Source organism: Pseudoduganella lurida (genome assembly GCF_007830455.1).
GTDB classification, from domain to species: domain Bacteria; phylum Pseudomonadota; class Gammaproteobacteria; order Burkholderiales; family Burkholderiaceae_D; genus Rugamonas; species Rugamonas lurida.
Genome location: NZ_VLLB01000001.1, coordinates 1,212,810 through 1,226,559, shown reverse-complemented (window position 1 = coordinate 1,226,559; position 13,750 = coordinate 1,212,810). Strand labels below are relative to the sequence as shown.

The following is a 13,750-nucleotide window of genomic DNA, read 5'->3' as shown; positions in this document are numbered from 1 at the left end:
GGCTTTATCTGATTTTGAAAGTGTCTCAGCTAGCGCTGGCTAAGAGATAGCTAGGATTCCAGATAAATTCGGCAATTTGATCATACGCTGAATTTCTCTTTCTCAACGTCTCCAAATTAAATTTCCCATAAGCCTCCAGTTTTAGTTCTAACTCTTCTACTTTTTGACTTACTTTGGGATTGTTTGAATAAAAGCTGCTTGTTAATGTTTGCGCTAGAATAGATTCTGAAGTGTAGACGCCTAATTTGTAGGAATATGGCGAATCTTTGAGCGATCGATTGCGTCCGCGCGATAGAAGAATGAGGGCCCCAAGGCTATTTCGATCGCGAGCATAGTCTGTGTCATTAGGGAAATCCCAATCTGCACCTAGATCTAATTTTACTGAAGCAATATTTGTAGACAGAACATGTTCGATATCAAAGGTTTTGTTGCCTTTTCCTCGCTGAACATAAGATTCAAATCCAACCTTGTTTGTGGCCTCAAACTCGTTTTCTAGATAGTCAGCAACTCGAGCAAGAGCGTGAAGTATATCTGAAGCGTCATGATAATGATACTTCATCTCGCTTATTTTTATTGGTTGATTGTCTGTGGACTCCAGGAGTTTTTTGTTTAGGATTTCCCCTAATTCTTTCGTAGATTTACGTCTGATTTGTTTTGAAAGTTCAAACAATGGGTCACGTAAATTATTGTATGTATTGTCCTGCCTCTTCACTAAACGATGTGTCGCAAAACAGTCTAAGAAGTAGCTTACTAGCTTGATTTTTTTTGATGCTTCTGACTGAGTGTCAGATGGAGAGATGGCTGCAAGCATCAACATTGATTGGAGAGTTAAATCACGCGAGCCATTGTAGAATACGTTTGGATACGATTGCACGAGCTTTTTCTCGGCATTTTTTATCTGAGTATAGTGTCCAACGTAAAGAGGGAGTGTAGTGGTTAGCAGATTATAAAAATCGTCTGAGCTCTGCAGACCAAGTTTCTCCCTATTATCGACTACCCAACGGTGATAAGAATCGCCGATAATCTCAAAATCTCCGGGTGCAGCTCCCTTTTGCTTTCCTCGTATGGAATCCCCGTATTGCGATCGCAGCCAGGTCTTAAAAAATGTCGAATCTTCATCGGATCCGATATTAGTCAATTTGGATAGGCATTCCTTCCAGGTCTGGTGGGCAGCCACATTTTCACTATCGTCCGGGATACTTGAAAGAAGGTAGCCCTTTAGCAAGTCGATGGGACTCAGTTTGAGTCCACGATCATTCATTGTGACAAAGACTTTGTGACCATCTTGCTCGCCGGGCACGCTGATTTCAAACAATACTACGCATTGAGTAAGATAATCAACAAAGAAGGGGACTTGGGTAGGCTCTAATTTGCCAATGAGATTATGCGTATGGCAAAATAGTTCATACAGTCGACGCGATCCACTATCTAAGTTTGGAATTGAATCTACTAAAGAGTCAAGAGTTTCGTCTTCTGAATCTTCGTCGTTAGATTCTAGTAAAAGCTCAAATAGCTGTTTTCTGGAAGCGTCGAAGCTAATATTAAATTCATTTTGACCAAAAACATTCCGTCTAAGAAGTGATGCTATATCAGAGATGCCAAGCGCTGGCTCTTGCTTTGCCATCCGGGCGAAGTAAGCCACAATTATTGCAAGTGTCGTTATACGTTGCTGCCCATCAACGATAGTCCGTTGCCCGTCGGAAGCAGGTGTAGTTATGATGGTACCAAGGAAGTAACGTTCATACTTTGCGACGGCAGAGCGGCCATGTTCTGGCAGATAATTGGCGAAAAAAGCATCTAAAATATCTTGCAATAATTCCTGGAAGTGCTTGAGTTCCCATTTATATTCTCGTTGGTACGAGGGTAGCGAAAAACGCTGTTCTAGACACTGATGAACGGTACGCCGATCTGATGAAATTTCCATGATGATCCTAAATTAATATGAAAATATGGCATGGGAGTCGTCAGTTAGCTTATCAGATCGGCAGGAAAGAATTCTCTCTAAAAGTCACATTCGAATAAATTAGTGAAGTTTTTGCACGTACAGCCTCTTACCAGTAGAGCTGTGATTGTCAAAATAACATTTTTAAGTTTTTGGCGTAGTGATAAGTTAATTAAATGTTATTTATTTTTGAAGGTGCTCATTTAGCCAGTCAATGACCGTGTGGTGCCACAGGATCGAGTTGGCGGGTTTCAGGACCCAGTGGTTCTCGTCCGGGAAGACCAGCAGCCTGCTCTCGATGCCGCGCCGTTGCAGGGCCGCGAAGGCGGCCAGTCCCTGGGACGTGGGGATGCGGAAGTCGAGGTCGCCCTGGACCACCAGCATCGGCGTCTTCCAGTTATTCACGTAGTGCACCGGATTGAACTTCTCGTAGCCTTCCGGGTTGTCGTAGTATGTGCCGCCGTTTTCCCATTCCGTGAACCACAGCTCCTCGGTGGCGTAGGCCATGCCGCGCTGGTCGAACACGCCGTCGTGGTTGACTATGCACTTGAAGCCGTCGGACCACCGGCCCTGGATCCAGTTCATCATGTAGCCGCCGTAGGAGGCGCCCAGGGCGCACGCGTTCGACACGTCCAGCCACGGATATTTTTCACCCGCGGCCGCAAGGCCCTTCTGCAGGTCTTCCAGCGGCTTGCCGCCCCAGTCCTTGCTGATCGCATCCGTGAACGCCTGGCCGTAGCCCGTGGAGCCGTGGAAGTCGATGAACACCGTCGCATAGCCGGCGCCGGCATACACCTGCGGGTTCCAGCGATAGCTCCACGCATTGCCGAAGCTGCCCTGCGGGCCGCCATGGACGAGGAAGGCCACCGGATACTTCCGGCCCGGCTGCGCATTCCACGGCTTCATCACGTGGCCGTACACCGTCGCGCCGTTCGCGCCCTGGAACGAAAACTGTTCGTACTCGCCCATCTTCACGTCGGCGAGACGGGCGGCGTTCAGTTGCGTGAGCGGCGTGGCCTGCTGCTCGCTTGTGGCGCCGGCCTTCAGCTTGTACAACTGCGCGCCGTCGGCCAGGCTGTTCCGGGCCATGACGACCGTGTCGCGGCGCACGTCGAACTCGGCCACATAACCCTTGCCGGTCAGGGCACTGACCTTGCCGCTGGCGACATCGAGGGAGAACAGGCGATGGTTGCCGAGATCGTCCGCATTGGCCAGCAGCGCCTTGCCGTCCGCGCGCCAGCGGTAGTCGGCGATCGAGCGGTCCCAGCTCTCCGCCAGCACGCGCTTCTTGCCCGACGCGACATCCTGCAGGATCAGGTAGAAGCGGTCCGCTTCGAAGCCGGGCCGGCGCATCGCCAGGTAGGCCAGCGTCTTGCCGTCCGGGGAAAACTGCGGCCTGGTGTCCCAGGCCGGATTGTCGGCCGTCAGGTTGCGCGGCGCGGCGCCACCGGCGGCCGGCACGTCGTACAGGTCGAAGTTGGTCGACCAGGATTCCGATCTGCCTGCCACGCGCACCGAGAACACGATGCGCTGGCCGTCCGGGCTGAAGGTGTACTCGCCGCGGTCGCCGAAGGGTTTGCTGGTGATGTCGCCATCGAGCGTGCCGGACAGGCTGACGGCCTGCGTGGCCATGCCGTTCACGAGTGGGACGCTGTACAGCACGTTGCGGCGGCCGTCGGCCCAGGTGTCCCAGTGGCGCACGAACATCTGGTCGTACACCTTGCCGCTGGCTTTCGGCTTGTCGTCCGTGCGCTGTTTCGTGCAGGCCAGGTCGGCGCAGTCGCGGAACACGGCCAGCGTGACGGCCAGGCGGTCGCCCTTGGGTGACACATGAAAACTGTCGACATCGACGGGCAGGTCGGTGACGCGCACCGCTTCGCCGCCATTCACGGGCAGGCGCCACACCTGCGGCGAACCGGAGCGGCCGGACAGGAAGTACACGGCATCGCCGCTGGCGGACCACTCCGGGTCCGATGCGCTGGCGTCGTGCGAGGTGAGCTGCTGCGGCACGGGTGTTGCCGCGCGCAGGTCGATCATCCACAGCTGCGTGTTGCCGCGGTTTTTCTCGAGATTGGTACTGCGGACGGTATAGACGACGCGCGCGGCATCCGGCGACAGTGCCGGGCTGCCGGCGCGGTCCATGCTCGCGAGGTCTTCGATGGTCAGGCCGCGCGGGGCGGCCAGCGCACTGGTGGCCGCGGCAAGCGCGGCGCAGGTGACCAGCAGGCGTAGCTTCATTCGGTATCTCCGATCTTCGTTGGGAAGGCCGGCGCGCGCCGGCCAAGGCGCGCATGATAGCAAAGAGGCTAGCCCGTCAGCTTCAGAACGGGATGCCGTCCAGCGTCTTCGGTTCGACGATCGGCGTGCCGCCATGCTGGGCACGCAGTCCCGACGACATGGCATACGCGGCCTTGCGCACGCGGTTCAGCGCGCCCAGCGGACGGTGCGCGGCCAGGCCGTGCCATGGCGAGAAGCTGGTCTTCTCGTCGATGGCCAGCGACAGCGCCTCGCTCCAGCCGGCCTGCGGCGGGGCCGTGATGCGCGCCACCGGAATGTACGGGGAGACGTTCTCCGGCCATTCGGCGGACGCGTCCTCGATCGGCATCTCCTCGATGTTCGTGTTCAGCTGCACGCGCAGTTCCCACTCGCCGCCCTGCTGCGCGAAGTGCTGCTGCACCACGTGGCGCAGCACGTTCGGGTCGTTCAGGTCGACGGGTTCGCCCTTCAGTCCGGCCAGGCCGACGGAGACGGGCGCGATCGACACCTTGGCCATGTAGTCGCCGAACAGGATCGGCGTCTGGCTGAAGAAGCTTTCGCCCAGCGGGTGCTTGGCCGGTTCGCCGCCCATGCCCTTGATCTGCGCGCTTTCCGTGCCCACGGCTTCCAGTGCCTTCTCGGCACCGCGCAGCGCGGCGGACAGCAGCTTCTTCAGCGACGGCGCCTTGTCGGTGGTGCCGGCCAGCAGTTTCAGGCCGCCCAGGAAGCTCTTCGGTCCCGGGTTCATGAAGGCCTTGCCGTTGACGGTGACGAAGTCCTGCGTGGTGTCGCCTTCGCTGCCGGACAGGCGGGCACCTTCCACGCCCAGCACCTTGACGGCCATGCCGCGCGGCGTGGAGACGGCATCCTCCAGCACGTCGCCGGGCGAAGTGGACAGGCGGATCAGCACGGGGTAGGTGCCTTCTTTTGCGAACAGGCCCTGCGCCAGCTGGTGCGGCAGGTTGTCCAGCACCTTCAGTTCGCCGCGCAGCAGGCCGTGGCTCTTGGCGTGCACGCTGCGCAGCGGCTGGCCGCTGTCCTTGAAGGTCGTGTCCTGGATCGAGCGCAGCGTTTCCAGCAGCTCCTTCTCGGTATCGCCTTCGTTCTCTTCCAGCACTTCGTAACGTGGGTCGTACTTAATCGGAGGCAGCATGGCATTTCCTTTTGAACTGGACAATAAAGGTTTATTGTCGGATGCAGAACGAAAGCCGTCTGTGGTCCACCATACATAGTCCCCATTAACGCAAAAAGCGCAGCGTTGCCGCTGCGCCGGTGTCTCCTCCGCAGCGGTCGCATCGTGCGCCGCCGTCTCCCGAGGACCTGCCTGCTTTAAGGGTAGAGGCCGCGTACCTCGCGGGCCTGCAGCACGCGGGTGCAGGCCAGGATGAAGGTGGCGGTGCGCAGCGACACGTTCTTCTGCTGGGCCACGTCCCATACGGCGCTGAACGCTTCCTGCATGATGCGGGTGAGGCGGGCGTTGATCTCGTCTTCCGTCCAGAAGAAGCTGGAGAAGTCCTGTACCCACTCGAAATAGGAGACGGTCACGCCACCGGCGTTGGCCAGCACGTCCGGCACCACCAGCACGTTGTTGGCGGCCAGGATGTCGTCCGCCTCGGGCGTGGTCGGGCCATTGGCGCCTTCCAGCATGATCTTCGTGCGGATGCGCGGTGCGTTCTCTTCGGTGATCTGCTGCTCCAGCGCGGCGGGGATCAGGATGTCCGATTCGATGCCCCAGAATGCCTCGCGGTCGAGGCAGGCCTCGGCGCCGGCGAAGCCGCCCACGCCGCCCGTCTCGGCCACGTGCTCATGCAGCCGCGCCACGTCCAGCCCGCCCTCGTTGACGACGGTGCCCGTGTGGTCCTGCACGGCCACGATCTTCGCGCCCGCGCCGTTGAACATGGTGGCGGCCACGCCGCCCACATTGCCGAAGCCCTGCACGGCCACGCGGGCACCCTTGATCTCGACGCCGCGCTTGGCAGCGGCTTCACGGCCCACCACGAACACGCCGCGGCCGGTGGCTTCGCGGCGGCCCAGCGAGCCGCCCAGCGAGATCGGCTTGCCCGTCACCACGCCCGTCGACAGGTTCCCCTCGATCATCGAGTAGGAATCCATCATCCACGCCATCACCTGTTCGTTGGTGTTTACGTCCGGCGCCGGGATGTCCTTGGTCGGGCCGATGATCATGCTGATCTCGCTGGTGTAGCGGCGCGTCAGGCGCTGCAGTTCGCCGCGCGACAGCGTCTTCGGATCGACGCGGATGCCGCCCTTGGCACCGCCGTACGGCACGTTGACCGCCGCGTTCTTCACCGTCATCCAGGCCGACAGGGCCATCACTTCCGACAGCGTCACGTCCTGGTGGAAGCGCACGCCGCCCTTGCCCGGGCCGCGCGACATATTGTGCTGCACGCGGTAGCCCTCGAAGTGGGCGATGCTGCCGTCGTCGCGCTCGATCGGCACGTCGACGGTGAGGATGCGCTTGGGACGCTTGAGCGTCTCCACCCAGCGCGACAGGTTGCCCAGGTGCGGCGTCACGCGCTCGATCTGCTGCAGGTACTGGCCCCATGGACCGAGGTTATTGGCGTCCAGGTAGGACGGCAGGGCGTGGCTGTTCAGGTGGTTGGCGACGTTGTTTTGCACGTCGGCCGGTACGGTCTTGGTCATGGTATGGATCCTGTCTCGCATGGGGTGGGCGGTGGATTACCGCAGCGAGCGCATCATAGGATGACGCCTTCCCGGCAGGCCAATGCCGCTTGCGCATCCGGTTATGCAAAAAATGCATAGTGCGGATTTTTCGCCGGTCAGCGCTCCGAGGAACGGGTACTGCGCCTGGCGCCGGACGGCTGCTCGGCCTCGAGGTAATCCCACAGCTCCGCCACCAGCGCCTTGCCGGGTCGCGTGGCGGAGGGCCGCTCGCGGTACAGGCGGATCTCCATCTCGATCTCCCAGCTGCCATCCGCATCGGCGCGCGCGAGCTGCTTTTGCTTGACCTCGCGTGTCACCGCCGATTCGGGCAGGAAGGCGATGCCGCGGCCTTCCAGCGCCATCATCTTGAGGCCTTCGGCCATGTCGGTTTCATAGCGTTTGTCGAGGTGCAGCGCGGGCTTCGCATCGGCCAGGATCAGGTCGACCATGCGGCCCAGGTAGGCGTTCGTGGTGTACGACAGGAACGGCAGCGGGGCGCTCTTGCGGCCGGGCAGGCTGAACGCGGGCTGCCTGGCCTTGTCGCAGCGGGCATAGGCGCGCAGCGCTTCGCGGCCAAGCACCAGCATGTCGTAGCGTGCCGTGTCCAGCTGCACGGGCTGGCGCGGATGGTGGTAGCACAGCAGCAGGTCGCAGCCGCCCTCGACGAGCTGCAGCACGGCGTCGTGCACGTTCAGCGCCATCAGGCGGCTGTGGAGCGGGCCGAAGCCGTCCTCCAGCGCCGTGAGCCATTTCGGCACGAAGGTCAGGGACAGCGTGTGGGGTACGGCCAGATCGATGGTGGTGAGCGTGGCGACGCGCTTGTGGCGCAGCAGTTCGCGCACGCCGTTGATCTGGCCGAGCATCTCCAGCGCCTGCTCGTAGAACACGTGGCCGGCCGGCGTCAGGCGGGTGGGGAAGGTGGTGCGGTCGATCAGGTCCGTGCCGAGCCAGTTCTCCAGCGACTGGATGCGGCGCGAGAACGCCGGCTGCGTCACGTGGCGCAGCTGCGCGGAGCGGCTGAAGTTGTTGGTCTCCACCAGGGAGATGAAGTCTTCCAGCCACTTGGTTTCCATGCCCGTTCCGAGGTTGCGATCGAACGCGCATTGTAGCGGGCGGCAGGTGAACTGTTGAGCTCGTGTCTCGGTGCCAGGCACCAGGACATGTCTCGGTGCCAGGCACCAGGACATTGTTGAGCTCGTGTCTCGGTGCCAGGCACCGGGACACAGGCACCGGGACATGACAGCGGTGGTGCCGTTCGGCTTATCCACCACAGGTATGACGTTTTGACAAGTGGTTTTTGAGGGCATCGCTGCACGGTTACCGGAACAGGCGTATCATTCAAGGATGAACAATCGCCGATCCTTCCTCAAAAAGTCCGTGGCCGTTGCATCAGTGCTCAGCGTGCCGGCATTTGCCCGTGCCGCCGCTGTGCAAGTTACCGCCGCGCCCGGGGAGCGCATCCTGCGTTTCCAGAACACGCACACGGGTGAATCCGTGAAAACCGCCTTCTGGGCCGAGGGCGCCTTCATTCCCGAAGGCCTGGCCGAGATCAACAAGGTGCTGCGCGATCACCGCAGCAACACGATTGCCGCCATCGATCCGCAGCTGCTGCTGCTGGTCGACCAGGTTGCCTCGCGTTTCGGCAGCGGCAAGGTCGTGCACATCATTTCCGGTTACCGCTCGCCGGAAACCAATGCCAAGCTGGCTGCCGCCAGTGGCGGCGTTGCCAAGCACAGCCTGCACATGGAAGCCAAGGCGATCGACCTGCGCATTCCCGGCGTCGACCTGAAGCAGGTGCACAAGGCCGCCATGGGGCTGGGCGGCGGTGGCGTGGGCTACTACCAGGATTCCCAGTTCGTCCACATGGACACGGGCCGCAAGCGCTTCTGGTAAGCCGGTCTACTTCGTCTGGCCCGTCAGGTACGGGTACGGGTTGACGGGCGTGCCTTCCCACCATTTCTTGTCCGCGTTCAGCTCGAAGATCGCGAAGTGCAGGTGGGGCACGTTCGGATCCGAATTGCCCGTCACGCCCACGTAGCCGATCATCTGGCCGCGGCGCACCTGCTGGCCTTCCTTCAGGTCCGGCGCGTAACCATCCAGGTGGGCGTAGTAGTACGCGTATTTTTCCGATGGATCGAACTGGTAGATGGTGATGCCGCCCGGCTTGCTGTTGAACAGCTTGACGATCTTGCCATCGGCCGTCGCGTAGACCGGCGTACCCTTCGGCGCGGGAATGTCCAGCGCTTCATGGCGGCGCTCGGTGCCGCGAGGCTGCTCGAACGTGTTCGTCAGTTCCTTCGCGCTGACGCCGGCCACCGGCAGCAGCAGCGGGCCGATCGCCGGTTTCACATCGATGTCCACGCTGGTGGTGGCCGGGGAGACCGGGGCGGGCGGCACCACTTCGGGCAGTTCACTCGACGGCAGCGGTACGCCCGCGGCAGGCGCCGGGGCCGGTGCTGCGGCAGGGGGCGCGGCGGCCGGCGCTGGCGTGACGGCCGGACCTGGTGCCGCCGTGCCCGCCTCGGGAACGCCCCGTCCCAGCCACAAGACCGCGGCCACCACGCCCAGCGCTGCGCCCAGCAGCAAAGTCACGAACCATTTCATCTGCGCCTCCCTTTTATAGAATTATTCCTGCAGTGTGACGGCAAAGCCCGGCGACACGGCCGTGGCCACGAGCGCCGCATCCCAGTTCGTCAGGCGGATGCAGCCATGCGACTCCGTCTTGCCGATCATGCGCGGCTCCGGCGTGCCATGGATGCCATAGTGCTCCTTCGACAGGTCGATCCAGACGACACCCACCGGATTGTTCGGGCCCGGCTTGATGATGGCCTTGCCTTCACCCGGCTTGGCATCCCAGAACAGTTTCGGGTTGTAGCTGTAGTCCGGATTGCGGCCCACGCCATTGACCTTCCACTGGCCGATCGGCAGCGGATCGTGCTCGCTGCCCGTGCTGGCCGGGAACTGGGCGATCACCTTGTCGTCCGCGTCGAGCAGCAGCAGCACGCGGTCGGATTTGTCGACGACCAGGCGTTTCGCGGCCGGCAGCGCCGCGGCGGCGCCCGTGTTCGGCACGATGATCTGCTCGCCGGCGCGGAAGGTCTTGCCGGGGTTGAGCGCCTTCAGCAGGGCGGGGCTGGCGTGGTAGCGCTCGCCCAGGGCTTCGAAGATATTGGCGTAGCCGAGCGCGGACAACTTGGCCTTCTCGGCCATCGATTCCGGTACGGCGACGTAGGGACCGTTGACGTCCGCTTCCGTGAGGGTGTAGTTGCCGACGATCGGCTGGCGGTCGTCCAGCGCGGCCAGCGTGGCATCGTCCAGCTTGCCCGTGACGGGCAGCCCGCGCGACTTCTGGAAGCCGGCCAGTGCCTGGCGCATATTGCTGCCGTATTCGCCGTCGATCTCGCCGGGCGAGAAGTGGGCGCGGTCGAGCAGGACCTGGGCGCGCAGTTCCGGCGAGTCTTGCGGCGCGACTTGTGGCGTTTGTGGCGCCTGCGGCGCAGCGGCTGGCGCGGGCGGGGTGGTTTGGGCCTGCGCCAGCGGCGCGGCGATCAGCAGGGAAAGGATGAGTTTTTTCATGGGTCCAGTGTGCCCACTGTCCTCCTGCAACTCTGTACGGCAGCGTACAGAGGCATGCCGCCGCCGCTTGCTGATGAGTTCGTGTCGATGAGCTCATCCACACCAGCTTGCCTTTGACTGCCTGTGGCTAGCCCCGCTTTGCAGCAGGGAGTCTGGACCGTTTATCCTGCTGAAGCCGTGTCACAGGGCCTGACCCCAGGTGACACGAGCTGGGCAGTAGCGCAGGCAAAAAAAAAGCCGCCGGGCGAACCGGCGGCTTTCATGTCACGTTGGACTGGGCGCGATTAACGCTCGGTCCAAGGACGGCGTGGTGCGTCCGAACGCGGGGCGCTATCGCGGCGGGCCGGGGCGCCTTCCTTGCGGAAGCCGCCTTCGCGACGCTGGCCTTCCGGACGCGCATCGCTGCGGAACGGAGTGCCTTCGCTGCGGTAGTGGCCGCTGTCGCGGGCAAAGCCGCCGCCTTCGCGCGGTGCCGGGGCGCCGTCACGCGGGGTGAAGCTGCGCTGGCCCGGCTTGCGGCCTTCGCCTGGCTTCCAGCCCGGACGCGCGGCGGAGCGTGGCGCTGCCGTGCGTTTCGGCTCGAAGCCTTCGATCACGTTCACCGGAATCGACTGCTTGGTGAAGCGTTCGATGCGGCGCACCTGCATGTTTTCCGCATGGTTCACCAGCGAGATGGCCAGGCCGTTGCGGCCGGCACGGCCGGTGCGGCCGATGCGGTGCACGTAGTCTTCGGCGAACTTCGGCAGGTCGTAGTTGAACACGTGCGTGATGGTCGGCACGTCGATGCCGCGGGCGGCCACGTCGGTGGCGACCAGCACCTTCACGGAGCCGCGACGCATGCTGTCCAGCGTGCGGTTGCGGGCGCCCTGGTGCATGTCGCCATGCAGTGCGGCGGCCGAGAAACCGGCGATGTTCAGGCGGTCGGCGATCGTGTCGGCATCGCGCTTGGTGGCCGTGAAGACGACGGCCTGGTCCAGGCTTTCATCGCGCAGCAGGTGGTCCAGCAGGCGGTTCTTGTGCGACAGGTCGTCCACGAAGTGCACGCGCTGCGTGATGTTCTCGTGCTTGTTGGCGGCCTGCAGGATCTGGATCGTCATCGGATCCTTCGTGATGCGGCGGGCCATGTTGCCGACCGTGCCTTCCAGCGTGGCCGAGAACAGCATCGTCTGGCGCGAGGCCGGCGTGGCGGCGACGATCTTCTCGATGTCGTCGATGAAGCCCATGTCCAGCATGCGGTCCGCTTCGTCCAGCACCAGGATCTGCAGCTCGGAGAAGTCGATCTTGCCCGACTCCATGTGATCGATCAGGCGGCCCGGCGTCGCCACCAGGATTTCAGGATTGCGCGACAGTAGTTGCATCTGCTTCGGGTAAGGCATGCCGCCCAGGATGGAGACGGCCTTGATGCGGCGCAGGTTGACGCTGTACTTGTCGGTGTTCGTGGTGACCTGCAGCGCCAGTTCGCGCGTCGGGGTCAGCACCAGCATCTTCGGACGGGCCGGCTGGAAACGGGGACGCTCGCCGCGCGCACCGGCGGCCTGGCGTTCCTGGTTCGGCGTGCGGCCGGTCGGTGCGCCTTCCGGCGTCATTTCGGCCAGGCGGTGCAGGGATGGCAGCATGAAGGCGGCCGTCTTGCCCGAACCCGTCTGCGACGAGACCAGCAGGTCCTTGCCGGCGATCGCCGCAGGAACTGCCTGTGCCTGCACGGGCGTCGGCGCGGTGTAGCCGGCGTCGGTCAGGGCTTTCAGGATGGACGGATTCAGGCCAGTTGCTTCAAAACTCATGTATTTCTTTCGTAAAATTGCGCGTTTCCACACCAACGGTGGAACGCAACATAGCAACGCCAACCAAACGAAATGACTCTAGACTTCAAGAATAGAAATTTCGGCACAAAAGCTTTGCGCCGGGACGGTGTCTGGATGCGACACGCTGGGGCGGGGGGCTTTTAATAAGCGCTATTCAGGGCAACTGCTCTGGCTACCGAGTGAGACGAGGTGCCCTGCAGATGAAACCGGGAAGCGCGAAGGCTTGCGATGCTGATTATAGGGACGGGGCCCTGGAATTTTTTATTGCTCTTTGGTGCTTCTGCGATGTCGCTTGCGCGCCCATCATGCGCCGCATATTGCAACGCACAAACGACATCATACCCGATTTCGGCTGACACTGCACGGCTATCTGAAGCGCGCAGCCGAAGCGGGCGGCATTACAGGTAATCGCTGGCGTTCAGGCCCATCACGTGCGAGAAGCCGCCGTCCACGTAGACGATGTCGCCGGTGATGCCGGAGGACAGGGGCGACAGCAGGAACGCGGCCGTGTTGCCCACTTCCTCGATGGTGACGTTGCGGCGCAGGGGCGCGTGGTTGGCGGCAAAGCCCAGCAGCTTCGAGAAATCCTTGATGCCGGAGGCCGCCAGCGTCTTGATCGGGCCTGCGGAAATGCCGTTCGAGCGGATGCCGTGCTGGCCCAGGTTCTCGGCCAGGTAGCGCACCGAGGCTTCCAGCGATGCCTTCGCCAGGCCCATCGTGTTGTAATAGGGGATCGCGCGCATCGCACCCAGGTAGGACAGCGTCAGCACCGACGAGCCTTCCTTCAGCAGCGGCAGTGCGGCCTTCACCATCGCCGGGAAGCTGTAGGCGGAGATGTCATGGGCGATGCGGAAGTTCTCGCGCGACAGGCCGTCCAGGAATTCGCCGGCGATCGCCTCGCGTGGCGCGAAGCCGATGGCGTGCACGAAGCCGTCCAGGCGGTCCCACTGGCCGGCCAGGTCGCGGAACAGCGCTTCGATCTGCTCGTCGCTGCCCACGTCGCAGTCGAAGATCATCTTGCTGCCGAACTCGGCGGCGAAATCGGTAATGCGGTCCTTGAATCGCTCACCCACGTACGTGAAGGCCAGTTCGGCGCCTTCGCGGTGGCAGGCCTGTGCGATGCCATAGGCGATCGAACGGTTCGACAGCAGGCCGGTGATGAGGATTTTTTTGCCTTGCAAGAAAGCCATGATTACTCCAGGTGGCTGTGCGCGCTTCCGGCGCAAGCATGGGTTGTTGTTTTAGTAGGGTATTACCGCAGGATCGAGATTGTATGGCTTGGCCGCGATGCCTGCAAGCTTGGCAAGGTTTTACGCCGCCTCTACAGCCGAGCCCGTGTCCACCTTGGGGTCTGACCCCGACAAGGACACGAGCTCGACAATAAGCCCGAGCAATAGCACGCTCTTTCCGCAACTAACCGATATACGGCCAGCGCCATTCAGGGTCGGTAAAGATGGGTCCGTGTCCATGTCGGGGTCTGACCCCACGGTGG

General features: G+C 61.8%; 10 protein-coding genes. 1 reads left to right on the top strand and 9 read right to left on the bottom strand.

The window, feature by feature from the left end; translation table 11 throughout:
* Nucleotides 1–25: 25 nt before the first annotated feature.
* The 5 genes from IP91_RS05235 to IP91_RS05215 all read right to left on the bottom strand — a co-directional run bounded on the left by IP91_RS05235 (nt 26) and on the right by IP91_RS05215 (nt 7,953).
* A complete protein-coding gene (locus IP91_RS05235; RefSeq protein WP_145647669.1) occupies nt 26–1,924 on the bottom strand; it encodes a GmrSD restriction endonuclease domain-containing protein in 1,899 nt (632 codons plus the stop codon).
* A 201-nt stretch (nt 1,925–2,125) separates the two neighbouring features.
* Entirely contained in the window at nt 2,126–4,180 is a 2,055-nt protein-coding gene (locus tag IP91_RS05230; RefSeq protein WP_145647668.1) for a S9 family peptidase, read from the bottom strand.
* Nucleotides 4,181–4,262: 82 nt separating this feature from the next.
* On the bottom strand, nt 4,263–5,351 hold the full coding sequence (locus tag IP91_RS05225; protein WP_145647667.1) for a catalase family protein: 1,089 nt from the start codon (nt 5,349–5,351) through the stop codon (nt 4,263–4,265).
* Nucleotides 5,352–5,527: 176 nt separating this feature from the next.
* Nucleotides 5,528–6,859 carry a Glu/Leu/Phe/Val family dehydrogenase gene (locus tag IP91_RS05220; RefSeq protein WP_145647666.1) on the bottom strand — a complete coding sequence of 444 codons (1,332 nt, stop codon included), beginning with the start codon at nt 6,857–6,859 and terminating at the stop codon, nt 5,528–5,530.
* Between the two features lie 137 nt (nt 6,860–6,996).
* A complete protein-coding gene (locus tag IP91_RS05215; protein ID WP_145647665.1) occupies nt 6,997–7,953 on the bottom strand; it encodes a LysR family transcriptional regulator in 957 nt (318 codons plus the stop codon).
* Between the two features lie 271 nt (nt 7,954–8,224).
* Here IP91_RS05215 and mepK point away from each other — a divergent pair, with 271 nt between their 5' ends.
* Nucleotides 8,225–8,773 carry a peptidoglycan L,D-endopeptidase MepK gene (gene mepK / locus IP91_RS05210; protein WP_145647664.1) on the top strand — a complete coding sequence of 183 codons (549 nt, stop codon included), beginning with the start codon at nt 8,225–8,227 and terminating at the stop codon, nt 8,771–8,773.
* Between the two features lie 6 nt (nt 8,774–8,779).
* On the opposite strand, the gene IP91_RS05205 is transcribed toward mepK, so the two are convergent.
* The 4 genes from IP91_RS05205 to fabI form a co-directional block, all read right to left on the bottom strand.
* Complete coding sequence (locus IP91_RS05205; protein ID WP_145647663.1) at nt 8,780–9,484, bottom strand: M23 family metallopeptidase; 705 nt, start codon at nt 9,482–9,484, stop codon at nt 8,780–8,782.
* A 21-nt stretch (nt 9,485–9,505) separates the two neighbouring features.
* Nucleotides 9,506–10,456 (bottom strand): L,D-transpeptidase family protein, encoded by a 951-nt coding sequence (locus tag IP91_RS05200; protein ID WP_145647662.1) that lies wholly within the window; start codon nt 10,454–10,456, stop codon nt 9,506–9,508.
* A 284-nt stretch (nt 10,457–10,740) separates the two neighbouring features.
* Nucleotides 10,741–12,237, bottom strand: coding sequence for a DEAD/DEAH box helicase (locus tag IP91_RS05195; RefSeq protein ID WP_145647661.1), 1,497 nt, complete (start codon nt 12,235–12,237; stop codon nt 10,741–10,743).
* Nucleotides 12,238–12,656: 419 nt separating this feature from the next.
* On the bottom strand, nt 12,657–13,448 hold the full coding sequence (gene fabI, locus IP91_RS05190; RefSeq protein WP_145647660.1) for an enoyl-ACP reductase FabI: 792 nt from the start codon (nt 13,446–13,448) through the stop codon (nt 12,657–12,659).
* Between the last annotated feature and the right edge of the window lie 302 nt (nt 13,449–13,750).